This is a genomic window from Jiella marina (assembly GCF_024359545.1).
In the GTDB taxonomy this organism is placed as follows: domain Bacteria; phylum Pseudomonadota; class Alphaproteobacteria; order Rhizobiales; family Rhizobiaceae; genus Jiella.
Genome location: NZ_JAKQZG010000002.1, coordinates 423,961 through 445,454, shown reverse-complemented (window position 1 = coordinate 445,454; position 21,494 = coordinate 423,961). Strand labels below are relative to the sequence as shown.

Genomic DNA, 21,494 nt, shown 5'->3' with positions numbered 1-21,494 from the left:
GCAGCCGGTCCGGGCGCCACCCAGCGCCGGATCGAGCACCCTTCGTTCAGGCCCAATGCGACGGCCTCAAGCGCCGCCGGCCTTCGTCAGCAAGAACGCCTCGCCGCAGGCTTTGGCGAGATTGCGGACCCTCAGAATATAGCTCTGGCGCTCGGTCACAGAGATCACCCCGCGGGCGTCGAGCAGATTGAAGACGTGGCTCGCCTTGATGCACTGGTCGTAGGCCGGAAAGACGCATTTGTGCAGCGCCGACGCCGGATTGCCCCCCCCGATGTCAGGGGCTCCCGCTGCAAGCAGGGCCTGGCACTCGGTCTCCGCATCGATGAAGTGCTGATGAAGCATCTTCGTATTGGCATATTCGAAATTGTAGCGCGAATATTCCTCTTCCGCCTGGAGGAAGACGTCGCCATAGGTGACCTTCTCGTCGCCCTCGCGGCCGTTGAAATTGATGTCCCTGAAATTGTCGACGCCCTGGACGTACATCGCCAGCCGTTCGAGCCCGTATGTCAGTTCGCCGGCGACGGGTGCGCATTCGATACCGCAGACCTGCTGGAAATAGGTGAACTGGGAGACCTCCATCCCGTCACACCAGCACTCCCAGCCGAGCCCCCAGGCACCGAGCGTCGGGCTTTCCCAGTCGTCCTCGACGAAGCGGATGTCATGGAGAAGCGGATCGATGCCGATCGCCTTCAAGGAGCCGAGATAAAGCTCCTGAAGATTCGCCGGGTTCGGCTTCAGGATCACCTGATACTGGTAATAGTGCTGATACCGGTTGGGATTTTCGCCATAGCGCCCGTCCTTCGGCCGGCGCGACGGCTGGACATAGGCCGCGTTCCACGGCCGCGGCCCGAGCGCGCGCAGGGTCGTCGCCGGGTGGAAGGTGCCGGCGCCGACTTCCATGTCGTAGGGCTGGAGCACCACGCAGCCATAATCGGCCCAATAGCGGTGCAGGGTCAGGATCAGCGCCTGGAAGGAACGGCGCGGGTCCATATGCGGGGGAATGACAGACATGGCGAGGCTTTGGTCCGGCAAGGGCCCTCAAGGGCCTTGTTACGATCGACCGCGAGTTGCCACGCCGCCAAGCGACCGGTCAAGCGGCGAGGTGATCGATCCGATGCCGGGCATGAGCTATGGTCTCGCTTGAAAAGCGGAGGGCCCGATCGCCATCGCCCGGCCGCAGGACGAAAAAAGGGTGACCATGCCGCGCCAAGCCTCGCCGGAAGAATTCCTCGCCACGGTGCTCGAACTGCCGGCGGACCGGCGGCGTATCGTGGCCATTGTCGGCGCGCCCGGGGCGGGCAAGAGCACCTTCGCAGACTGGCTTTGCGAGGCGGTGAACGAAAGGCGCCCCGGCACGGCCGCGGTTCTGCCGATGGACGGATTTCACTTCGACGACATGGTCCTCGACATGCGCGGCCACCGGCCGCGCAAGGGCGCGCCGCACACGTTCGATACGGGCGGATTGGCCGCGCTCCTGAAAAGGCTGTCCGAGGATCACGAGGGGGAGATCGCGGTTCCGGTTTTCGACCGCGCCATCGAGATCGCCCGAGCCGGCGCAAGAATCATCGGGCCGGAGATTCGCACGGTGATCTTCGAAGGCAACTATCTGCTGTTGGACGATCCCGCGTGGGCACCGCTTCGCGCCTATTTCGACCTGTCGGCGATGCTGGTTGTTCCCGAGGAAGAGCTGCGACGCAGACTGACCGAGCGCTGGATCGGCTACGGTCTTTCCGGCGAGGCGCTCACCGCCAAGCTCGACGGCAACGATCTACTCAACATGAAAACTGTCCTGGAACGCAGTGTCCCGCCGGATGTGCAAATCGTCGCGGATTGAGGCCGGAAACGCCCGGAATCCGGGATCGGTTGGCTCCCTCAGATTGGATTTATTCTCAACAACAATTGCCAAGACCCGCTCAGAACCCTATTGAAAGGGGTTATGGGATCACTGTTTTGCACCCATCAAACTCACTGGGGAGGGTTCATGCGTAACTTCAGTCTCGCCATCGCCGGAGCGGTGTTTGCTTTTGCCACGACGGGTGTCGCATCGGCACAAGACGTTGGCGACCCCGCTGCGGGCGAGAAAGTCTTCAACAAATGTCGTGCCTGCCACGCCGTCGGCGAAGGCGCGAAGAACAAGATCGGGCCGGAACTGAACGGCATCATCGGCGAAAAGCCCGGCGCGGTGGAAAGCTACAGCTTCTCCAAGCCGTTCCAGGACTGGGCAGCGGACAAGGCCGCCTGGGACCACGAGCTCATGACGACCTGGCTCTCCGATCCGCGCGGCACGGTCAAGGGCACCAAGATGGTGTTCCCGGGCCTCAAGAAGGAAAAAGAGCTGAACGACGTGATCGCCTATCTCGCCAGCTTCGCCGAGGACGGCAGCCAGCGCGATCCGGCCGCAGCGCTCGAAGCCGCAGCGTCTCAGTAAGTCATTTGTGGCCCATGGTCGCAACGACCAAGGGCCAATCGGATCAGGCGGCGCGGCCCCGGAGGGCGCGCCGCCTTTTTCGTGTCTGCCGGTCTTGCGGTCGATGGCGGAGAATCATGCGTCGCCGGACGCAACCCGTCTGCCATCGGGCATGTGGCTGCCAGTCTCCCCAGCAGGGTTGGCGAAAGGGACCGTCGGGGCGCCCGCCTCCGCCTCGGCATCATGACCGAGCGCCCAATGGACCGAGGGAAAGGCCAGTTCATCCCAGGGAATCTCCTCGAAGCGGAACAGCTTGACCTCCAGGCTCTCAGGCCCCGCGGCAAAGCCGGGCTGTTTCAGGCCCGCCCGATAGATCAGCTGCACCTGGCTGATGCGCGGCACCGAATAGACCGCCAGCAGCCGCGAAATCGCGAGCTCGGCTTCCGCCTCCTCCCGGGCCTCGCGCCGTGCCCCCTCCTCCGGCGTTTCGTTGAGCTCGAGATAGCCCGCCGGGATCGTCCAGAAGCCGCGGCGCGGCTCGATCGCTCGCCGACACAACAGGATCGCTCCCTCATGCCGGACAACGGAGCCGACGACGATCTTCGGATTCTCATAGGCGACGAAGCCGCAATTGTCGCAGATCCTGCGCGGCTGATTGTCATCGTCGGGCGTACGGAGGGAGAAGGACGGTTCGGCCATGGGCCTATAGATGGTCTGAAATGTTCATGCGGGAATGGAGAATGCGGATGACGTCCAACCCACCGGCGCCGTCATCCATATGAAAGACGATATGGCTTCCGGTGCGGTGACTTCGCAGTCCCTTCCGGTATTTCGAGGCATCGCGGCTAGGCATTTTTCCGCTGGCGACGGCACGACACCGCTCATCGATCGAGGCGGTGTAGCGGTCGGCCTGGGCGAGGCCGAACCGCAAGAACGAATGAACGTAGACGGCGGCAAGGTCGCGCTCGGCAGCCGGTGTGAACCGAACGCGGCTCATCACTCTTTGATGCCAAGCCTCTCATGCATCCGACCCCGAAACGCCTCGAAGTCGAAAGACGTGGGCTCGCCGCTGGCAAATCCCTCTTCGATGGCGGCACGAATTCTCGCCTCCTCCTCGGCGCTCTCGCGCTCAAGGAGCGAAAGCCCCGCGCGCACCACCTCGTCGGCGCTGGCAAAGCGGCCTTCCTCGACCTGCGCTTCCACGAAGGTTTCGAAATGCTGACCGAGCTGGAACGTCTTGACCGAACTCATTGCTGTGTTCCCGCCTTGGACCGTTGTATAGTCGCCCGCAACCTCGATACCATCAACTCGTCGGAGCGCGGGGCTTCGGCTCGCGTTTCAGCGCGGCATCGACGGCCGGCATCAGCCCGTCACGAACGGATTCGGGCGTGAACGGACCGGTCTGCTTGAACAAGATCTCGCCATCGGGCGCGACGAGGAAGCTTTCCGGCACGCCGTAGACGCCCCAATCGATGGTCGCCGCCCCCTTTTCGTCGACGCCGATCGCCTCGTAGGGATTGCCGAGGGAGGACAGAAACTCCCGCGCGTTGGCCGGCTTGTCCTTGTAGTTGATCGCGACCAGACGGAAACGGTCGTCGCGGGCCAGCTCCATGAGGATCGGATGCTCCTGGCGGCAGGGGGCGCACCAGGAGGCAAAGACGTTGACGAGCACGGGCCGCCCGTCGCCCGGTCCGGTCAGGTCGAGCCCCGGCATGGGTTGGCCATTGGGACCCGTGACACCCGCCAGCGCCGGCAATTCGGTCGACGGGGCCGTCTTGCCGATCAGGACGGAGGGAATCTCCTTCGGGTCGTGGCCGGACAGAAGCTGGTAGAGAAAGACCCCGGCAAGGCCGAAGAACAGAAGGAGCGGCAGGAGAACGACGAGCTTCCGCCGCGACCGAGGACGCCCCGGCTGCGGCTGATCGCTCTCGGCGGTTTGAAGAAGTGTGTCGTCGGAATGGGTCTCGCTCACCGCGCCTCTCCCGCATTGGCATTCTGGCTCTGAGAGCCCTTCTGCGCCGAGCGGCGGCGGATGCCGCGCGCTTCGAGCGCCGCAAGCGCTCCGCGCTGGGCCTTCGCGTCGAGGATCACCCAAACGAAGAGGCCGGCGATGGCGAGAGCCGAAATCACATAGGCCGAGGCGATGAAGCCGAAATACTCACCCTGCATGAGACCTTATCCCGTCAAGCTTCGGCGCGTCGGGCGGCGAGTTTCGAAAGAGCCGCCACGCGCCGCCGCAGAATTTCCGTGCGCATTGCGGTCAGGTGCAGCGCGAAGAACAGAAGCGAAAAGCCGAGCGCCGCAAGCAGCAGCGGCACCAGATATTCCGTCGGCATCGACGGGCCGTCGGCGCGGATCACGCTCGCCGGCTGGTGCAGCGTGTTCCACCAGTCGACCGAGAACTTGATGATCGGAATGTTGACGAAGCCGACGAGGACCAGGATCGCCGCAGCCTTGGCGCTCTTGCCCGGCTCTTCGAGCGCCCGGGTGAGCGCGATCAGGCCGAGATACATGAGGAAGAGCACGAAGACGGATGTCAGTCGCGCGTCCCAGACCCACCAGGTGCCCCACATCGGCCGGCCCCAGATCGAGCCGGTAATCAGCGCCAATGCCGTGAAGACGGCCCCGATCGGTGCCGCGGCCTTGACCGAGACGTCGGCGAGCGGGTGTCGCCAGACGAGCGTGCCAAGCGCCGAAAGGCTCATCAGGGTCCAGATCATCATGCAGAGCCAGGCAAAGGGCACGTGGATGAACATGATCTGGACGGTGGCGCCCTGCTGATAGTCAGGCGGTGCGGTGAAGCCGAGACCGATCCCGACGGCGATCGCCGCGAGCGCGAAGCCGTAGAGCCACGGCTGGAGCTTGCCCGACAGCTCCAGAAAGCGTGTCGGGTTGGCGAGAATGGTAAAGCGCGAGGGTTTGGCGCTGGCGGCGTATTCGGTCATGGCCGGAATTTAGACATTCTCAAAGGGGCGGGCAAATGGCGGTTTCGTCATTTTTCGACGAATGGAGACCACAGAGACGCTTTGCCCTACCCGTACCATGTCGTGATCCGCCTCACACCTCCTCGACCCAGCGAACCAGTGGCAGGGACGCCAGCGACACGCCACCGTAGATCGCCAGCGTGATCCCCAGCCCCAATCCGTTGCTCATCAGCCCGGCCAGCGGCGGCGCGATTACATTGCCGGTCGCATAGACGACGAGGACGGCAGTAAAGCTCAGTGACGGAATATCCGGGTAGAGGCGTTCGCTCCAGAAGGAATAGATCGCGCTGAGCGCCATCAGGCAAATTCCCTGCAGGGCGGCAGAGGCCACCGCCCCGAACCAGTTGGCGGGAAGGAAGGCCAGAAGCAGCAGCGAGACGGCCGAACTGGTGAAGACGATCAGAAGCAGGGGCCGAAGACCGATCTTCTCCTCGATGTCGCCGGTCAGGAGACCAAGACATCCGGCAAGGCCGAACGCGACGAACAGGACGGGACCGATCAGCTCGGCGGGAATACCCACAAGCCCCCCGGATTGGGAGATGTGCTCGATCCAGTAGGACAGGTAAGTGCCGTTCGTCGCGCCGAAGGAAAAGGCAAAGCCATAGAGGGGGATCGCCTTGTGATAGCGTAGCTCCCTGAACACCCGCCCGAGATCAAGCTGGTACGGCCCTTCGAAGACCTCCTGCTTCGACAGAAGAAACATCGGCGCGACGAGGACGCTGAGCGAGATCGCCGCAAAGACCCACCAGGCGATCTGCCAGGGTTGGCCAAGGAGCGCCACGCCCAAAGCCAGAAGGCCGGCGGCGATGATGCCGAAGGTGGTGCCGGTGCTGACGATCGACAGCACGCGCTTTTGATGATGCTCCGCCACGACCTTCTGGGCCATGTCGTTGAACGGCGTCCAGGCAAAACCGGCGCTGGCCGAGGCCAGGGCGATCCCCACGCTCATCAAAAGGAGACCCGGTGCCAGGGCCGTCAGCACGAAGCCCGCCAACGCTGACATGCCGCCGACGATCACCGGCAAACGCGGCCCGAGGCGCGGGGCCAGCCAGCCGGTGACAAGAAGAGCGAGGAAGAAGGCCGCGAAACCCAGGCCCGCAACAAGGCCGCCCGTACCGGTTCCGAACTCGAACGTCTCCCGCAGCTGCGGCAGAAACATACCATAGGCCATCCGCCCCGGACCGAAGGCGACGGCCGTGGCAATGAAGCCGACGATTGCTATTCGCCTTTCAACGATCATGAGCGCACCGCTACCTTGGGACCAGTGGCGGGAATGGCGTGGACACGGCTTATGTTTCGTATCGTCGCGGATCGTCTTTCCTAGCCGTCCACCTGATCTGTGATAGGCTCCTTTTCAGGACGCCGTCAGCACCAAGGGCCATTCGATGTTTCAGGTCTTGTCCGGAATCTGGGCCCTTCTGATCGGCGTCGTGCTGATCATGCTCGGCAACGGCATGCATTTCACCCTGATCGGTCTCCGCGGCGGGATCGAGGGGTTTTCGGCGACGGAACTCGCCATCGTCACCTCGGGCTATTTCATGGGCTTCCTCTCGGGCGCCCGTTACACGCCGAAGCTGATCCGCAATGTCGGTCATGTCCGCGTTTTTGCCGCGCTCGGCAGCTTCATGTCGGCGGGGCTCATCACCTTTCCGCTCGTGACCGAGCCCTGGGCATGGACAATTCTGCGCCTGCTCGTGGGTTTCTGCATGTCGGGCATCTACGTCACCGCCGAGAGCTGGCTGAACGACGCCGCCACCAATGAAACCCGGGGAAAAGTGCTGTCGGCCTACATGATCGCCCAGACCCTCGGCATCATCGGCGCCCAATGGCTCCTGACCCTTGGCGACGCCGCAACCTCGGTGCTGTTCATAGGCGCTTCCATTCTGGTGTCGATCTCCTTCGCCCCGATCCTCCTGACCGCATCGCGCACGCCCACCACTGACGTCGCACGGCCGATGCCGCTGCGCGACCTCTTCTCCGGTTCGCCGCTCGGCACGGTCGGAATCTTCCTTCTTGGCAGCGTCTATGCGACGCAATCGGGCATGGGCGCGGTCTTCGGCACGAAGATCGACCTGACAGCGAGCCAGATCGCGCTCTTCATCGCCATGCTGTTTGCCGGTGCGCTGGTCTTTCAATATCCGGTCGGCTGGCTTTCGGATCGGATGGACCGGCGCTGGCTGATCTTCGGCACCTCCGCCATCGGCGCAGCGTCCTGCCTTTTGGGGTGGATGGCCGGCGACGGCCTGTGGCCACTGATGGCGGCCGCCTTCTTCGCCGGCGGCATGACGACGCCGCTCTATGCGCTGTTTCTGGCCTATACGAACGATTTTCTGTCGTCGGAGGACATGCCGGCCGCTTCCGGCGGTCTCGTCTTCACCTTCGGCATCGGCGCCATCGTCGGCCCGCTGGTCACGGGCTGGGCGATGCAGGGGGTCAGCCCCTTCGCCTTCTGGCTGGTGCTGAGCGCCACCTTTGCCGCCATCGCGCTCTACGCGCTCTATCGGATGACCCAGCGCTCGGCCGTTCCGGTGAGCCAGACCGAATCCTATGTCGTCGTTGTGCCGACGGCCTCACCCGTCGCGGTGGAAGCGGCCGGAACCTGGGCGGTGGAACAGGCCGAAGCCGAGCGAGAATCCGAGGGAGAGGGCGACGCCGAAAAAGAGCGGGTCGCCGAAGCCTAGGGGTGTGACCGAGACATCTGGTCCCCGTTTGTGTCAGGCGCCGAACCAAATGTCTCGGTAAAGACACCACCAGGTAGATTATTGAGGCCAGTGGATTTTTCGAATTTCACATTCGATGCGCCGCTCGAAACCAGGAGGGTGTCGAATGTCAGATTCAATCGACTAGGACGATCCCCCGGCGGCGCCCTTGGTCGCCACGATGAAGAGGCGGGGAAAGGGCAGCACGACCTTGCCGTCGATCCGGCGGGGATAGGCCTCGGTCACCCTGTCCGTATAGGCCTCGAGGAAGGCGGCCCGCTCGTCGACGTCCAGCGGGTCGAGGAACGGCTTCAGACCGCTGGCGCTGAGCCAATCGACGATTGCGGACGCATCATCCATCACATGGACGTAGGTCGTGCGCCAGATGTCGATCGCAGCGCCGTGGGGCGCAAGGATATCATAGTAATCCTGGACACTGAGGATTTCGGCACGCGTCCCGCGGACATCGCCGATCCTTTCGGCGAAATCCGGCTGGGCCGCCTCCTCCCGCATCAGGCGGTGCGAGGGTTCGTCGAGATTGTCCGGCATCTGCACGGCCAGAACACCGCCGGGCACGAGGCCTTCCATCAATTGCGGAAACAGGGCCTCATGGTCCGGCACCCATTGCAGCACGGCGTTGGCGAAGATGAGGCTTGCGGGCGGCTCGGCCCGGAAACCCGCAACATCGGACTGGGTGAAGCGCACCTGAGGCAACCGTGCCCGCGCCTTTCCCAGCATGGCCGGCGAGGTGTCGATGCCTTCGACCGAAGCGCCGGGGAACCGTCTGACGATCAGCTCGGTCGAATTGCCCGGCCCGCAGCCGAGATCGAGCGCCCGTTCGACGGTCTCAAGCGGCACCCGCGCCAGAAGCTCGGCCGCCGGCCGCGTCCGCTCCGCGGCGAATTTCAGATAGAGATCGGCGTTCCAGTCGGTCATGGGCGTGAGGCTGCCAGGGGTTTCGCCGCCGAGCACAAATCCGGACAGACTCTCGCGGCTTCAGACAGAGAGGCCAGGCTGCTTCGAGGCGGAGGCTCCGCAAATCTGTCCGTCGGGACGGCGGTTGTCTTGCTTTCGGGTGAAGGATACCAGTTTCAACAATATTGAATAATGTGAATCGAGAGAGTCTTCCAGTCGGGTCGGACGGGGACCAGAAGATTGTCATCGATTTCCAAACCGGTTTCGCAGCACCCACGGCGGATCATCCTCGAACCGGTCAGCGTCTGCACAATATGGTTTCGACCCTTCAAATGCGCAAAACCACCAATCTCGGCGGCATCGTCGCCATGCTTTGCGCGACCGGGTTCTTCGTGATCGCCGACACTGTCATGAAACTGGCCACGGAAGAACTGCCACCCTACGAAGTCCTGTTCCTGCGGAGCGTCGCCGCCAGTCTCACCTGCGCGGTCCTGGTGACCGTGCGCGGAGAATGGGGATCGATCTCCGGCGTCTTCGATCTCAACGCGCTTCTGCGGGCGATGGGAGAAACGCTCTGCACGCTGTGCTATGTGCTCGCCCTTGCTCTCCTGCCGATCGCCGACATGATCGCGATCATCCAGACGACACCGCTGCTCGTCGTCCTCGGAGCGGCGCTCCTTCTGCGCGAGCGGATCGGTGCCACCCGCACCAGCCTTGCATTGGTCGGATTTTCAGGCGCCCTCCTCGTGGCTCAACCCGGCGCGACGGGAGTCAACCCGGCAATCCTTCTCGCCTTCGGCGCCGCGACCCTCGGGGCCGTGCGCGATTTGGCCGGACGCAACGTGCCGGCCCGTATTCCGGTGTCGGTGGTGAATCTTTCGACCCTGGTGATACTCTCCGCGGCAGCAGGCGCCATGTCGCTCAGCGTCGAGACCTGGACGCCGCCGAAAATCGGGCATGTTGCGTCCCTCGGTCTCGCGGGGATGCTGGTCGCCCTGGGCCATGTCGGCCTTCTCCTGGCCTATCGGCTCGGCCGTCCCGCCTCGGTCGCCCCGTTCTTCTACAGTTTCGCGCTTTGGGGAGTCTTGGCCGGGATCGTCGTCTGGGGTACGGCCCCTAACGGACCTGCCCTCGCCGGAATTGCCCTGATCTGCGGGAGCGGCGCGGCCATCGTGCTGCTGGAGCAAGGACGGAAACGTGAGCCGGCGGCTCTCCGATAGCCGCGGTCTCACCGATCGCAGACGCTGAAAACCTTCTGCAACACCGGGACAGCCATGCCATCTCCCCGATCGGCCGCCTGCGGAAATATCGGAAGTCTTCGCGGGCGGTGTTTTTCGAGGCATGATGGATTCGACAAGGGGAGTGAAAGCGGCGCCCGTCGCGCGCAATCATGTCGCGGGCCGCCTCGACGAATGGGAGGAAGGCAGCAATGTCGTCGGATAATGGCGAGACGCACATTCACCAGACGAGCGAGCCCCGGTCCAGCATGCCGCAGGTTCGCGCACTCGGCCTGGCCGACCTCCAGGACGCCTTCTCGCGAGGCCTTGCCGATTTCCGGCGGGCGCCCCTGTTCGGCCTGTTCTTCGCAGGGTTCTACACGCTGGGCGGCCTGGTGATCGTGGCCGCGCTGACGTCGGCCAATCAGGGCTGGCTGATCTATCCGGTCATCATCGGCTTTCCGCTGATCGGGCCGTTCGCGGCCGTCGGGCTCTACAGCGTCTCGAAACGGCTGGAGAATGGCGAACCGCTCGTCTGGAGCGAGATCCTCTCTCTGGTGCGCGCCCAGTCCCGGCGCGAGCTCTCCTGGATGGCCTTCGTCATCCTCTTCATCTTCTGGATCTGGATCTACCAAGTGCGCCTTCTCGTCGCGATCATCCTGGGGCGGATGTCGTTTTCCACCTTCGAGCGGTTCGCGGAGGTCGTGTTCACGACCGAGCAGGGCTGGATCTTCCTCGCCGTCGGCCATGTGGTCGGTGCGGTGCTCGCCACCGTCCTGTTCTCGGTGACGCTTACCTCGATCCCCCTCCTCCTGGAGCGCGACGTCGATTTCGTCACGGCGATGATCACCTCCGTGCGCACGGTTCTCGCCAGCCCGGTGGTGATGCTCGGCTGGGGCGTGTTCGTGACCCTGTCGGTGATCCTCGCGGCCGTTCCGGCCTTCCTCGGCCTGCTCGTCGTCCTGCCGGTGCTGGGCCATGCGACGTGGCACATCTATCGCAAGGCGGTGGTGTGAGGGGGGAGACCTGTTGGCATGCGGTTACGAGCGTGGCGCACCGGTAGACGATGCTGAGAGAAGAGCGGAAGCACTCTGATCGCTTTGGGCGCGCAAAGTCCCCCGGGGCGCTTTTCCCGACCCACTCGCCTGCAAAGGATCTCTCTCATTGCGACGTCATACAAAACGTCATACATTTCGAGCGGTGGAAGCGGCGCGGCATGGAATTCGAATGGGATGACGAGAAGAGCCGCCAAAACGTTGCCAAGCATGGTGTGAGTTTCGAGCAGGCGGCACAAATCTTCGACGGTTTCACCGTCAACTGGATCGATGAACGCTTTACCTATGGCGAACTCCGTGAAGTCAGCCTCGGCATGATCAACGGAGCCGCGGTTCTCGTAGTCGTTCACACGGATCGAAACGGAAATTGCCGGATCATCTCGGCGCGACCGGCCCTCAGACACGAAAGGAAGCGCTATGAACAGGAAATACGAAGAGCCCTTGACGCCTGAAGACATGGCCGCCCTGCCGGACAGCGAGATCGACACGAGCGACATCGCGGCACTGGACGAGACCTTCTGGAAAAACGCCAAGGTCTCGCCTCCGCGAACGAAACCAAATGTCTCTCTGCGGCTGCCGGAAGAGGTCCTGAACTTCTTCAAGGCCGAGAGCCCGAAAGGTTACACGTCGCGGATGGCGGCCGTTCTTTCTGCCTATGTGCAGGCCCATGAGCCGAAGCCGTGAGTGAAACAGAATCATTGTATTCTGTTTCACTACCCCGGCTGCAGAAGGCCCCTCAATCTCCACTCGCCTTCAACGCCGCGCCCGCGGCCACCGGCCCCAGCGCGCCGAAGAACAGGGTCAGGGCGCAAAGGACGAGGAAGGGCGGCAGGAAGGGGTCGGGCTCGTTGACGGCGCCATAGGTCGCCATCACGCCGAAGATCAGGACCGGGATCGCCAGCGGCAGAACGAGAACGGAGACGAGGAGGCCGCCACGCGGCAGGGCGACGGCGACGGCCGCGCCGACGGCGCCGATGAAGACGATCGCCGGCGTGCCGACGAAGAGGGTGGCCATCACCGCGAACAAGGCCGCCGGCTCGAGCGCCAGGAACAGGCCGAGGAGGGGCGAGGCTGCGACCAGCGGCAGGCAGGAGGCGGCCCAGAGGGCGAAGCATTTGGCCAGCACCACCAGCGGCATGGGCAAGGGGCCGGCGATCAGGAGATCGAGCGTGCCGTCCTCGCGATCGGCCTGAAACAGGCGGTCGAGGGTGAGCAGCGTCGAGAGCAGCGCGCCGATCCACAGGATCGCCGGGCCGATCCGTGACAGGAGATTGAGGTCCGGCCCGATGCCGAAGGGGATCGTCGCGACGACGGCGAGGAAGAAGATGACCCCGGTCATCGCCCCGCCCCCGCCGGTCAGCGCAAGCTTGAGATCGCGAAGAAACAGCGCCGTCACAGCCAGCCCTCGGCGGCGGCCAGATCCGCCTCGTCGATTTCGACGCCGGGGACGCCGGCTTCTTGCGCCCCCCTCGACGCGATCTGCAGGGTCTCGGCCGTTTCCAGCCCGAGCGGCTGGTGGGTCGCGGCGATCACCACGCCGCCTTCGGCCAAGTGTTCATGAACCAGCGCGGCGAACCGCGCCTGTGAGGCCACGTCGAGGGCCGAGGTCGGCTCGTCCAGGAGCCAGACAGGTCGTTTGGCCACCAGGAGCCGGGCGAGGCTCGCGCGGCGCTGCTGGCCGGCGGAGAGATAGGCGAAGGGAATGCGTTCGAGACCCGGCAGGCCGACGGCGGCGAGCGCGGCCGCCGGCGATACGCCAGCCAATCCCGGCTGGCTCTGGCCTCCGAGATAGCGCTGCCAGAAAGCGAGATTCTCGCCCACGGTGATTGCCGTCTTCATGCCGTGGCGATGGCCGACATAATGGGCGACCTCGGCCAGACGCTCGGCCGGTTCGCCATCGGCGGCGTTCACGCCGGAGAGCGCGATCTCGCCGGCGATCGGCCGCAACAGGCCGGCGAGCGTCCTCAGAAGCGTCGACTTGCCCGCCCCGTTCGGGCCGGTGACGACCAGCGCCGTGCCGCCCGTCAACTCGAAGTCGAACGGCCCGGCGATGGCGGCGTTGCCGCGACCCACATGGAGGCCGCTCGCCCTGACGGTCAGCATGCGGCGATCCATGTCTAGTAGAGCGTGACCTTGTAGCGCTCTTCCATCTCCCGATCGATCTCGGCCACCTCGCCGGCGAGCCCGATCTGGTCCTTCAGCATGGCGCCGAGCGTCGGCATGGTCTTGCGGTCGATGAAGGTTTCCGGGTTCCAGAGCTTTGAGCGCATGAACGCCTTGGCGCAATGCATGTAGACCTCTTCGGCTTTGACCAGCAGAACGCTGATCGGCGCCTTGCCCTCATGGGTGGTCGCTTCCAGAAGCTCGGGATCCGTGCGGATCTCGGCCCGCCCGTTGACGCGCAGGGTTTCGTCCATGCCGGGCAGGAGGAAGAGAAGGCCGACCATCGGGTTCAAGATGACATTCTCGAAGGTATCGAGGCGCTTGTTGCCCGGCCGGTCGGGAATCACCAGCGTCCGGTCGTCGACGACGTGGGTGAAGCCCGGATGATCGCCTTTGGGGCTGACGTCGGGCAGCTTTCCGGGGGCAGAGGATCCGATCAGGACAAAGGGGCTCTTTTTAAGAAACGCCCGGGCGTGCCGGTCGAGCATCGGCATCTGCTTCTGGAGCGAGCGGACGCCCGGTTCGCCGTAAAGGGCCCGCAATTCCTCGATCGTCGTAATCGCGCTCATCGGCTGTCCTTTTTCCTCACCCGCCCGCAATGGCCGGGCTCACGATCACTTGCAAGCCCTTACCCGCATGCATTTTCCGCAGCAGTTTGCACCGCACACCCTTTATAGGCATTACAAACTTGCCTATAACGGCCCCAACCACTCCAGCGACCGGCGTGGATATCATCAAGCGCCGATCTTATGACCCCCGCACGGCACCGGCGGGCGTCAGGGCGGACAGCGGAAATGGTCGCACCCGCATCTTCGAGCGCTTTTCCGCGGCGCATGAAGGCCGTTCGCCCTTCGGACTCATCCGGTTCGAGAAGGAATGTGAGCCTCGTGTCCCATCATCCAGACAGTTTCAAAGCCCGCAAGACGCTTTCCGTCAACGGCAAGGACTACGTCTATTTCGATCTCAAGGAGGCCGAAAAGAACGGCCTCGAGGGCGCCTCGCGGCTGCCCTTCTCCATGAAGGTCGTCCTGGAAAACCTGCTCCGCAACGAAGACGGCCGCTCGGTCACCGCCGAGGACATCAAGGCCGTCGCCAAATGGATCGACGACAAGGGGTCCGCCGGCTACGAGATCGCCTATCGCCCGGCCCGCGTCCTGATGCAGGATTTCACCGGCGTTCCGGCGGTGGTCGATCTCGCCGCCATGCGTGACGCGACGAAGAATCTCGGCGCCGACCCGAAGAAGGTCAATCCGCTGGTTCCGGTCGACCTCGTCATCGACCATTCGGTCATGGTCGACTATTTCGCCTCGCCCGACGCGTTCTCGAAGAATGTCGACGCCGAATACGGCCGCAATGGCGAGCGCTACACCTTCCTGCGCTGGGGCCAGGAAGCCTTCCAGAACTTCCGCGTCGTGCCTCCCGGCACCGGCATCTGCCATCAGGTGAATCTGGAATATCTCGCCCAGACCGTCTGGACCCGTGACGAGAACGGCGAAACGATCGCCTATCCCGACACGCTGGTCGGCACGGACTCCCACACCACCATGGTCAACGGCCTGTCGGTCCTCGGCTGGGGCGTCGGCGGCATCGAGGCGGAAGCGGCCATGCTCGGCCAGCCGATCTCGATGATGATTCCCGAAGTCATCGGCTTCAGGATGACCGGCAAGCTGCCCGAGGGCACGACGGCAACCGACCTCGTCCTCACCGTCACCGAGATGCTGCGCAAGAAGAAGGTCGTCGGCAAGTTCGTCGAGTTCTTCGGCCCGGGCCTGTCGAACCTCACCCTCGAGGATCAGGCGACCATCGGCAACATGGCGCCGGAATACGGTGCGACCTGCGGCTTCTTCCCGATCGACAAGGACACGATCGCCTATCTGGAAGCCACCGGCCGCGACAAGGACCGCATCGCGCTGGTCGAGGCCTATGCCAAGGCGCAGGGCATGTTCCGCGAGGACGGCATTGCCGATCCGGTCTTCACCGACACGCTGGAGCTCGACCTGTCGACGATCGTCCCATCGCTTGCCGGCCCGAAGCGCCCGCAGGACCGCGTTGCCCTGACCGACGCGGCGAAGGAATTCGTCACGGCACTCGACGAGATCAAGGGTGGCCGCAAGAAGAGCGAGACACCCCAGTCCGAGGGCGATTCGCGCTACATGGACGAAGGCGCCGTGCCGCCGAACGAGACGCCGGAGACGGTGCGCCATGACGTCGAGGGCGCCGATCACGGCCTCGCTGATGGCGACGTCGTCATCGCGGCGATCACCTCCTGCACCAACACGTCGAACCCGAACGTCCTGGTCGCGGCCGGCCTCGTCGCCCGCAAGGCCTATGAGAAGGGTCTGAAGGTCAAGCCCTGGGTGAAGACCTCGCTCGCGCCCGGCTCCCAGGTCGTGACGGAATATCTGAAGAAGGCCGATCTCCAGAAAGATCTGGACAATATGGGCTTCAACCTCGTCGGCTATGGCTGCACCACCTGCATCGGCAATTCCGGCCCGCTGCCTGAGCCGATCTCCGAGGCGATCACCAAGAACGACCTCGTCGCCTGCTCGGTGCTGTCGGGCAACCGCAACTTCGAGGGCCGCGTGAACCCGGATGTCCGGGCGAACTATCTCGCCTCGCCGCCGCTGGTCGTGGCCTACGCTATCGCCGGCTCGATGTTCACCGACATCACGACGGAGCCGCTCGGACAGGACAAGGACGGCAACGACGTCTATCTCAAGGACATCTGGCCGACGACCCATGAGGTCGCCGAGATCGTCCGCGAGACGGTGACGCGCGAGATGTTCGAAACCCGCTATGCCGACGTCTTCAAGGGCGACGAGCACTGGCAGAAGATCGACGTTTCCGGCGGCCTCACCTATGACTGGGACGACCGCTCCACCTATGTCCAGAACCCGCCCTATTTCGAGGGGATGGACCAGGAGCCGAAGCCGGTTACCGACGTGAAGGGCGCGCGCATCCTGGGTCTCTTCGGGGATTCGATCACCACCGACCACATCTCGCCTGCCGGCTCGATCAAGAAGGACGGCCCGGCCGGCGAATATCTGGTCTCGCATCAGGTCCGGCCGATCGACTTCAACTCCTATGGCGCCCGCAGAGGCAACCATCAGGTGATGATGCGCGGCACCTTCGCCAATATCCGCATCAAGAACCAGATGGTGCCTGGCACCGAGGGCGGCGTGACGATCCACCATCCCTCAGGCGAGGAGATGTCGATCTACGACGCGGCCATGAAGTACAAGGACGAGGGCGTGCCGCTGGTCGTCTTCGCCGGCAAGGAATACGGCACCGGCTCGTCGCGCGACTGGGCGGCCAAGGGCACCGTGCTTCTGGGCGTCAAGGCGGTGATCGCGGAGAGCTTCGAGCGCATCCACCGTTCGAACCTCGTCGGCATGGGCGTCGTGCCCTTCGTCTTTGCGGAGGAAGGCACTTCCTGGTCCTCGCTCGGCCTGAAGGGCGACGAGAAGGTGACCATCGAAGGCCTGACCGAGCTGAAGCCCCGGCAGGTGATGGAAGCCAGGATCGAAAAGGCCGACGGCTCCACGGAGACCGTCAAGATCAAGGCCCGCATCGATACCGAGGACGAGCTCGAATACTACAAGAACGGCGGTATCCTGCACTATGTGCTGCGGCGTCTGGCCGCCTGATCGGGGGGCGCTGGAGTCTCAGCGCCCGCTTTCGACATGACGCGAGCCGCCGGTCACTCCGGCGGCTCGTCTTTTTGCCGGCCACAGATTTCGTCACTCGTCTTTCACCCGCAATTGAGTAGCCCGTGGCACCTCGGATTGCGTAGTGTCGTGCGCGGGAAAGGCATGGTTCATGATTGTCAGTCAAACAGATAAATTCCGGCATCGGGAATCGTCCGCCCGCAGACGCCAGAGGTCAGAGCATCGCTCCGGCAGCACCGCGTCTATCGTGCCCGTCCCGCCGCTCTTCCGGCAGGGCCCAGGGGTGGACCGGCCCTGATGGAAGCTTCCGCAACCAGTATCCTGTGCGCTTGCCGGCCACTGTTCGCGCTCGTCTGCCTGTTCACGTTCCTGCCGGTGCCGGCACAGGGCGGCGACAAGGCGAAGACCGAGATCACCCATGTGCTGGAGCTTTTCACCAGCCAGGGCTGCTCGAGCTGTCCGCCGGCCGACGAGACTCTGAGCGCGCTCGCCGACCGGCCGCATGTGCTGGGCCTGTCCTATCACGTGGACTATTGGGACTATATCGGCTGGCGCGACGTCTTCGGCTCCAGCCACAACACCGAACGGCAGCGCGCCTATGCGCGCAGTTTTTCCAACAAGACGGTCTACACGCCGCAACTCGTGATCAATGGAGCGCAAGACGTCGTCGGCTCCCATCGCGGCAAGATCGAGAAGCTGATGGCCCAAAGCCGGATCGAGCCCGATAGCGGCGTCAGCGTCCGGATCCACCGGGACGGCGAGAATCTGCACGTGATAACGAGCGGCATCCCCCGCCGTCCCGGAAAGAAGCGGCCGATGCTCGTCTTCGTCACCTTCGCCGACCGGATGGAGACCCAAGTGGATCGCGGCGAGAACGAAGGCCGCACCCTCGTCAATACCCATCCCGTCCGCAGTTGGCAGGTGATGGGCATGGTGGGTGCGGACGGCATGGAGGTCGAACTCCCCATGTCCTCGATCCTCACCGATGACGGCACCATTCATGGCTGTGCGGCGATGATCCAGGCGGTCAACGAGGACGGCAGCCCCGGCCGGATCCTGGCCGCGACCCAGATGGACATCGATCCCGCCCTGACGGCAAGGCGTTGAGCGAGCACGCTGTCGCCGCTGCAGCGAGCGTTGCAGGATCCTTTCGACACCGCCGGCGGCAAGACCCCCCGATCGCTTGAATGGGAACGGCGAAGGCAAGCCGCCCCAGTCGCTTCGTTCAACGCGTCGTCATAAGCCTGCCTTGGAATGACGGCAGGTCGGGCTGGCGGTTTTCAGCAAACTGTGCCACCAAACACATTCCCTAAGGGCAAGCCCGGGCGTTTCGTCGTGAAATCAATTTGCTGGTGCCTGATGAGCGGACGGCTCGGCCTTGCGGCGGCCCTTTGCACCGCGCCCGCGCTCGCCGTCGCGCAGACGACGCCGCCCACCGCCGCACCACTCACGCCGCAGCGTTCCGAGGCGGCGGAAACCTATCTGAAGACCGCCACGGCGAACGGGCTGCAGGTGCCGATCCTCTATCTCCCGCCCGACGCCCCGCTCGACGCCGAACCGGAAGAGCCGGAACCCGACGCCGCGCCCGGACGATCGGAAACCGTGGAATGGGGCGCCACGGGGGTGCTGGTGCTGCTTTTCCTGCTTCTCTGCCTGCTCCTCTGGCTGGGGCGCGGGCAACTCGCCGATCTCGTCGGCCCGAAAAACCGCAAACTCACCCCGCGCCATCGGGTCCTGCGCACCCCCGATCTGTCTCATGCCGATCTCGACCACGATCTGATCGCCCGGCTGAAGCGCGAGGACGATCCGCGCGTCGGGCTCAGAATGGTGCTCGAACGCTTTCTGGCCCTGGCAGCGCAAGACAACGCCATCGTCCTGAAACGCAGCCTCACCACCCGCGAACTGGTGCAGCGACTGCCCGGCGGCTGGGCCCATCGCGAAGCGCTGGAGCTTCTGGCCCGCCGCACCGAGCTCGTCCTGTTCGGCGGTCGCGAGATCAGCCGCGACGACTATCGCGAATGCCTCGACCTCGCCGCGCCCTTCCTGAAGAGGACGGCGACATGACCATGGCGAACGCGACCGAGGCGGCGACATCGGGAGGATCATCCGAACGCGGAGCGGCGCGCGGCGATTCGATGAAGCAGATCGCCATCATCGTCGGCGTCGCGGCTCTGATCGGGCTCCTGATCTATCTCGGCGGCGCGCGGCGGCTGGAGAAGAGCGCGATCGGAATGGACGGTCTCGGTCTGTGGCTCGAGGAGAACGGCGTCGAGACGCTGCCGCTGATTTCGCAGAACGCGGATGAGGTCGGCAAGGCTCTGCGGATCCTGCCGATCTACGACATCAACATCGCCGCCCTGTCGACCGAAGAGCGGGAACGCGACTATCTCGAAGAGGAACGCGGACCCCTCTCTCTGCGCCAGATCACCGAGGATGCCATCGCGACCAAGGCGCGCTCCGGCCCGACACTCGCCGTCTTGCCGAAATGGCGGGGCGGCGTGATCGATCGCGGCCGTGTGCACCCCGATCTCCTGGTCTCCCCGGTGCGCATGAGGTTCTTCGAAGAGCGTCCGATCCGACGCCTCTCCGAGGCGGGCCTCGCCGACTATTCGGTGGCGGACCGGCGAACCGGCACGGTGCTGCAAGACCGTGGCAAGCTCTATTCGGCCCAGGTGTTGTCCGAGAGGTTCGACGAACTGTGCCGGCCGCTGCTGACGATCCCCGGTCGCGGCACACTCCTCGCCGATTGCACGGGTGCTTTCTTTGAGGCGGAAGGCCAGACAGCCCCGTTTTATCTCCTCTCCGACCCGGATCTCGTCAACAATCACGGCCTCGCCAACGGGGCCAACCCCGCGCTGGCGCTGACGATCCTCCGCGATCTGGCCGGCGGCCAGCCCGTCTTCATCGACAACGAGCCGGGGGCGGCGCCACGGACCGAGGAGATCGCCGGCCGCGACACCCGCGAGCGCACGATTTCCGATCTGGAGCGCTTCTTCGCCTATCCGTTCTCGCTGTTCTGGATCGGTGCGGCGCTCGCCACCGGGCTGGCACTGTGGCGCGGCAGCCGCCGGTTTGGCCGGCCCGACGAGGAGGCGGAACCCGCCGACGCCTCGAAACGCCGCACGATCGAAGCCTCGCAGCGCATCCTGCTCCTTGCCAAGGCCGACCGGGCGCTGATCGACATGCATGTGCGCGACCGGCTGGAAGCGCTCGCCTCCGGCCTGCTCGGCCCCCGCCGCAAGGGACGGTCCGAGAGCGACGATCTGACCGCCCTGACGAAATTTCTGTATCGACGACAGCCCGGCCTTTCCACTCGCCTTGCGGAGGCGTACCGGGCGGTGATCGAACCGGTGGCCGGCGAACGCTCACGCTTCGAGGCGCTGGCCGCCTTCGAATCCGTCATTCAGGAGACATGGCATGAATTTGGACGGCTTGCGGGCCCTGCGCGACAGGATCGCCGCTGAGATCGAAAAGGCGGTGCAGGGCCAGGCGGCAATCGTCGAGCTTCTTCTGGTCTCGCTGTTCGCCCGCGGTCACTGCCTGCTCGAAGGGCCGCCGGGCACCGCCAAGACGCTGCTCGCCCAGAGCCTCGCCTCGGCCCTGTCGCTGGACTTCAAGCGCATCCAGTTCACCCCGGACCTGATGCCGGGCGACGTGATCGGCTCGAACATCTACGATTTCGGCGCCCGCCGCTTCGAGCTGGTGAAGGGCCCGATCTTCACCGACATCCTCTTGTCCGACGAGATCAACCGAGCCCCGCCCAAGACCCAGGCGGCGCTCCTGCAGGTGATGAACGAGCGGCGGGTGACGATCGACGGCACCGATCATTCGGTGGGCGACGTCTTCTTCGTCGTCGCGACCCAGAACCCGATCGAGCAGCAGGGCACCTATCCCCTGCCCGAAGCCCAGCTCGACCGCTTCCTGTTCAAGCTGCAGATCGATTTCCCCGAGGAGGAATCGGAGCTTTCGATCCTCAGACGCCATGCCGGCCAGCCGCTCGACCAGGACGCGCGCCGCGCGGCGATCGAACCGGTCGCGGCGCTTGAGGAGATCCGCGCCGGCCAGGCCGTGGTCGACGGCATCCGCCTGGACGAGGAAATCCTGCGCTACGTGCTTGCCCTGTCGCGGGCGACCCGCGCCGATGTCGACATCGCCTTCGGCGTCTCGACGCGCGCCGCCGACGGGCTCTGCGGCGCCGTCCGGGCACGCGCCGCGCTCGACGGCCGCGACTACGCCATTCCCGACGACGTCAAGCTCTTGTTCGGCCCTGCCATGCGCCACCGCATCGTCCTGTCGCCCACCGCCGAGATCGAAGGCCGCAGCCCGGACGCGGTGCTGGCTTCGATCGTCGAGCAGACGCCGGCACCGCGTTAGGTCCCGCCGCCC

The 21,494-nt window shown here is 64.6% G+C and carries 24 protein-coding genes; 12 read left to right on the top strand and 12 right to left on the bottom strand.

Annotated features, from left to right (window positions below; translation table 11 throughout):
• Nucleotides 1-66 precede the first annotated feature (66 nt).
• Nucleotides 67-1,011 carry a glycine--tRNA ligase subunit alpha gene (locus MF134_RS05580; protein WP_255338413.1) on the bottom strand — a complete coding sequence of 315 codons (945 nt, stop codon included), beginning with the start codon at nt 1,009-1,011 and terminating at the stop codon, nt 67-69.
• Nucleotides 1,012-1,198: 187 nt separating this feature from the next.
• On the opposite strand from MF134_RS05580, the gene MF134_RS05575 reads away from it, so the two are divergent.
• Both MF134_RS05575 and MF134_RS05570 read left to right on the top strand, forming a co-directional pair.
• Nucleotides 1,199-1,834 (top strand): nucleoside/nucleotide kinase family protein, encoded by a 636-nt coding sequence (locus MF134_RS05575; protein ID WP_255338412.1) that lies wholly within the window; start codon nt 1,199-1,201, stop codon nt 1,832-1,834.
• Between the two features lie 147 nt (nt 1,835-1,981).
• Nucleotides 1,982-2,428, top strand: a complete 447-nt coding sequence (locus MF134_RS05570) for a c-type cytochrome (RefSeq protein ID WP_255338411.1) — start codon at nt 1,982-1,984, stop codon at nt 2,426-2,428.
• A gap of 114 nt (nt 2,429-2,542) precedes the next feature.
• Here the strand turns inward: MF134_RS05570 and MF134_RS05565 are convergent, their stop codons facing one another.
• The 7 genes from MF134_RS05565 to MF134_RS05535 all read right to left on the bottom strand — a co-directional run bounded on the left by MF134_RS05565 (nt 2,543) and on the right by MF134_RS05535 (nt 6,631).
• Nucleotides 2,543-3,106, bottom strand: a complete 564-nt coding sequence (locus MF134_RS05565) for an NUDIX hydrolase (RefSeq protein WP_255338410.1) — start codon at nt 3,104-3,106, stop codon at nt 2,543-2,545.
• A 4-nt stretch (nt 3,107-3,110) separates the two neighbouring features.
• Complete coding sequence (locus MF134_RS05560) at nt 3,111-3,404, bottom strand: type II toxin-antitoxin system RelE/ParE family toxin (protein ID WP_255338409.1); 294 nt, start codon at nt 3,402-3,404, stop codon at nt 3,111-3,113.
• Nucleotides 3,404-3,658, bottom strand: coding sequence for a type II toxin-antitoxin system ParD family antitoxin (locus MF134_RS05555; protein ID WP_255338408.1), 255 nt, complete (start codon nt 3,656-3,658; stop codon nt 3,404-3,406). The genes MF134_RS05560 and MF134_RS05555 overlap by 1 nt, the downstream gene beginning before the upstream one ends.
• A gap of 52 nt (nt 3,659-3,710) precedes the next feature.
• Complete coding sequence (locus tag MF134_RS05550) at nt 3,711-4,379, bottom strand: DsbE family thiol:disulfide interchange protein (RefSeq protein ID WP_457589948.1); 669 nt, start codon at nt 4,377-4,379, stop codon at nt 3,711-3,713.
• Entirely contained in the window at nt 4,376-4,576 is a 201-nt protein-coding gene (ccmD, locus tag MF134_RS05545; RefSeq protein WP_255338407.1) for a heme exporter protein CcmD, read from the bottom strand. Before ccmD ends, MF134_RS05550 begins: the two co-directional genes overlap by 4 nt.
• Before the next feature lie 14 nt (nt 4,577-4,590).
• Entirely contained in the window at nt 4,591-5,352 is a 762-nt protein-coding gene (locus MF134_RS05540; protein WP_255338406.1) for a heme ABC transporter permease, read from the bottom strand.
• A 112-nt stretch (nt 5,353-5,464) separates the two neighbouring features.
• The gene (locus MF134_RS05535; protein WP_255338405.1) at nt 5,465-6,631 is read right to left on the bottom strand and encodes an MFS transporter; all 1,167 of its coding nucleotides are present in this window, start codon (nt 6,629-6,631) and stop codon (nt 5,465-5,467) included.
• A gap of 145 nt (nt 6,632-6,776) precedes the next feature.
• On the opposite strand from MF134_RS05535, the gene MF134_RS05530 reads away from it, so the two are divergent.
• Complete coding sequence (locus MF134_RS05530) at nt 6,777-8,072, top strand: MFS transporter (RefSeq protein ID WP_255338404.1); 1,296 nt, start codon at nt 6,777-6,779, stop codon at nt 8,070-8,072.
• 162 nt (nt 8,073-8,234) lie between these two features.
• Here MF134_RS05530 and tam read toward each other — a convergent pair whose 3' ends face one another.
• Nucleotides 8,235-9,026 carry a trans-aconitate 2-methyltransferase gene (tam, locus tag MF134_RS05525; protein ID WP_255338403.1) on the bottom strand — a complete coding sequence of 264 codons (792 nt, stop codon included), beginning with the start codon at nt 9,024-9,026 and terminating at the stop codon, nt 8,235-8,237.
• A 311-nt stretch (nt 9,027-9,337) separates the two neighbouring features.
• Here tam and MF134_RS05520 point away from each other — a divergent pair, with 311 nt between their 5' ends.
• The 4 genes from MF134_RS05520 (at nt 9,338) to MF134_RS05505 (ending at nt 11,961) form a co-directional block, all read left to right on the top strand.
• A complete protein-coding gene (locus MF134_RS05520) occupies nt 9,338-10,225 on the top strand; it encodes a DMT family transporter (RefSeq protein ID WP_255338402.1) in 888 nt (295 codons plus the stop codon).
• Between the two features lie 209 nt (nt 10,226-10,434).
• Entirely contained in the window at nt 10,435-11,238 is an 804-nt protein-coding gene (locus MF134_RS05515; RefSeq protein ID WP_255338401.1) for a DUF2189 domain-containing protein, read from the top strand.
• A gap of 200 nt (nt 11,239-11,438) precedes the next feature.
• Nucleotides 11,439-11,729 (top strand): BrnT family toxin, encoded by a 291-nt coding sequence (locus tag MF134_RS05510; RefSeq protein ID WP_255338400.1) that lies wholly within the window; start codon nt 11,439-11,441, stop codon nt 11,727-11,729.
• Nucleotides 11,719-11,961 (top strand): BrnA antitoxin family protein, encoded by a 243-nt coding sequence (locus MF134_RS05505; RefSeq protein ID WP_255338399.1) that lies wholly within the window; start codon nt 11,719-11,721, stop codon nt 11,959-11,961. Before MF134_RS05510 ends, MF134_RS05505 begins: the two co-directional genes overlap by 11 nt.
• 52 nt (nt 11,962-12,013) lie before the next feature.
• Here the strand turns inward: MF134_RS05505 and ccmB are convergent, their stop codons facing one another.
• From ccmB to MF134_RS05490, 3 genes are read right to left on the bottom strand one after another with little or no spacing between them, the layout of a single operon-like run.
• Nucleotides 12,014-12,673, bottom strand: coding sequence for a heme exporter protein CcmB (gene ccmB / locus MF134_RS05500; protein WP_255338398.1), 660 nt, complete (start codon nt 12,671-12,673; stop codon nt 12,014-12,016).
• Nucleotides 12,670-13,380: a heme ABC exporter ATP-binding protein CcmA gene (gene ccmA, locus MF134_RS05495; RefSeq protein WP_255338397.1), complete on the bottom strand. Its 711-nt coding sequence runs from the start codon at nt 13,378-13,380 to the stop codon at nt 12,670-12,672. The genes ccmB and ccmA overlap by 4 nt, the downstream gene beginning before the upstream one ends.
• A 14-nt stretch (nt 13,381-13,394) precedes the next feature.
• The gene (locus MF134_RS05490; RefSeq protein WP_255338396.1) at nt 13,395-14,009 is read right to left on the bottom strand and encodes a pyridoxamine 5'-phosphate oxidase family protein; all 615 of its coding nucleotides are present in this window, start codon (nt 14,007-14,009) and stop codon (nt 13,395-13,397) included.
• Between the two features lie 318 nt (nt 14,010-14,327).
• Here MF134_RS05490 and acnA point away from each other — a divergent pair, with 318 nt between their 5' ends.
• The 5 genes from acnA (at nt 14,328) to MF134_RS05465 (ending at nt 21,482) form a co-directional block, all read left to right on the top strand.
• Nucleotides 14,328-17,087: an aconitate hydratase AcnA gene (gene acnA / locus MF134_RS05485; RefSeq protein ID WP_255338395.1), complete on the top strand. Its 2,760-nt coding sequence runs from the start codon at nt 14,328-14,330 to the stop codon at nt 17,085-17,087.
• Between the two features lie 318 nt (nt 17,088-17,405).
• On the top strand, nt 17,406-18,215 hold the full coding sequence (locus tag MF134_RS05480) for a DUF1223 domain-containing protein (protein ID WP_255338394.1): 810 nt from the start codon (nt 17,406-17,408) through the stop codon (nt 18,213-18,215).
• Between the two features lie 228 nt (nt 18,216-18,443).
• Nucleotides 18,444-19,172, top strand: coding sequence for a DUF4129 domain-containing protein (locus MF134_RS23970; protein WP_255338393.1), 729 nt, complete (start codon nt 18,444-18,446; stop codon nt 19,170-19,172).
• Complete coding sequence (locus MF134_RS05470) at nt 19,169-20,572, top strand: hypothetical protein (RefSeq protein ID WP_255338392.1); 1,404 nt, start codon at nt 19,169-19,171, stop codon at nt 20,570-20,572. The genes MF134_RS23970 and MF134_RS05470 overlap by 4 nt, the downstream gene beginning before the upstream one ends.
• Nucleotides 20,526-21,482 (top strand): AAA family ATPase, encoded by a 957-nt coding sequence (locus MF134_RS05465; protein ID WP_255338391.1) that lies wholly within the window; start codon nt 20,526-20,528, stop codon nt 21,480-21,482. The genes MF134_RS05470 and MF134_RS05465 overlap by 47 nt, the downstream gene beginning before the upstream one ends.
• Nucleotides 21,483-21,494: the final 12 nt, after the last annotated feature.

Bases quoted from the DNA above. Each gene is read 5' to 3' on its own strand.
- MF134_RS05480 (WP_255338394.1), top strand. From the start codon at position 17,406: ATGGAAGCTTCCGCAACCAGTATCCTGTGCGCTTGCCGGCCACTGTTC.
- MF134_RS05555 (WP_255338408.1), bottom strand. From the start codon at position 3,658: ATGAGTTCGGTCAAGACGTTCCAGCTCGGTCAGCATTTCGAAACCTTC.
- tam (WP_255338403.1), bottom strand. From the start codon at position 9,026: ATGACCGACTGGAACGCCGATCTCTATCTGAAATTCGCCGCGGAGCGG.
- MF134_RS05490 (WP_255338396.1), bottom strand. From the start codon at position 14,009: ATGAGCGCGATTACGACGATCGAGGAATTGCGGGCCCTTTACGGCGAA.
- MF134_RS05510 (WP_255338400.1), top strand. From the start codon at position 11,439: ATGGAATTCGAATGGGATGACGAGAAGAGCCGCCAAAACGTTGCCAAG.
- ccmD (WP_255338407.1), bottom strand. From the start codon at position 4,576: ATGCAGGGTGAGTATTTCGGCTTCATCGCCTCGGCCTATGTGATTTCG.
- MF134_RS05580 (WP_255338413.1), bottom strand. From the start codon at position 1,011: ATGTCTGTCATTCCCCCGCATATGGACCCGCGCCGTTCCTTCCAGGCG.
- MF134_RS05565 (WP_255338410.1), bottom strand. From the start codon at position 3,106: ATGGCCGAACCGTCCTTCTCCCTCCGTACGCCCGACGATGACAATCAG.
- MF134_RS05575 (WP_255338412.1), top strand. From the start codon at position 1,199: ATGCCGCGCCAAGCCTCGCCGGAAGAATTCCTCGCCACGGTGCTCGAA.
- MF134_RS05570 (WP_255338411.1), top strand. From the start codon at position 1,982: ATGCGTAACTTCAGTCTCGCCATCGCCGGAGCGGTGTTTGCTTTTGCC.
- ccmA (WP_255338397.1), bottom strand. From the start codon at position 13,380: ATGCTGACCGTCAGGGCGAGCGGCCTCCATGTGGGTCGCGGCAACGCC.
- MF134_RS05530 (WP_255338404.1), top strand. From the start codon at position 6,777: ATGTTTCAGGTCTTGTCCGGAATCTGGGCCCTTCTGATCGGCGTCGTG.
- MF134_RS05540 (WP_255338406.1), bottom strand. From the start codon at position 5,352: ATGACCGAATACGCCGCCAGCGCCAAACCCTCGCGCTTTACCATTCTC.
- MF134_RS05560 (WP_255338409.1), bottom strand. From the start codon at position 3,404: ATGAGCCGCGTTCGGTTCACACCGGCTGCCGAGCGCGACCTTGCCGCC.
- MF134_RS05520 (WP_255338402.1), top strand. From the start codon at position 9,338: ATGCGCAAAACCACCAATCTCGGCGGCATCGTCGCCATGCTTTGCGCG.
- MF134_RS05515 (WP_255338401.1), top strand. From the start codon at position 10,435: ATGTCGTCGGATAATGGCGAGACGCACATTCACCAGACGAGCGAGCCC.
- MF134_RS05470 (WP_255338392.1), top strand. From the start codon at position 19,169: ATGACCATGGCGAACGCGACCGAGGCGGCGACATCGGGAGGATCATCC.
- MF134_RS05535 (WP_255338405.1), bottom strand. From the start codon at position 6,631: ATGATCGTTGAAAGGCGAATAGCAATCGTCGGCTTCATTGCCACGGCC.
- MF134_RS05465 (WP_255338391.1), top strand. From the start codon at position 20,526: ATGAATTTGGACGGCTTGCGGGCCCTGCGCGACAGGATCGCCGCTGAG.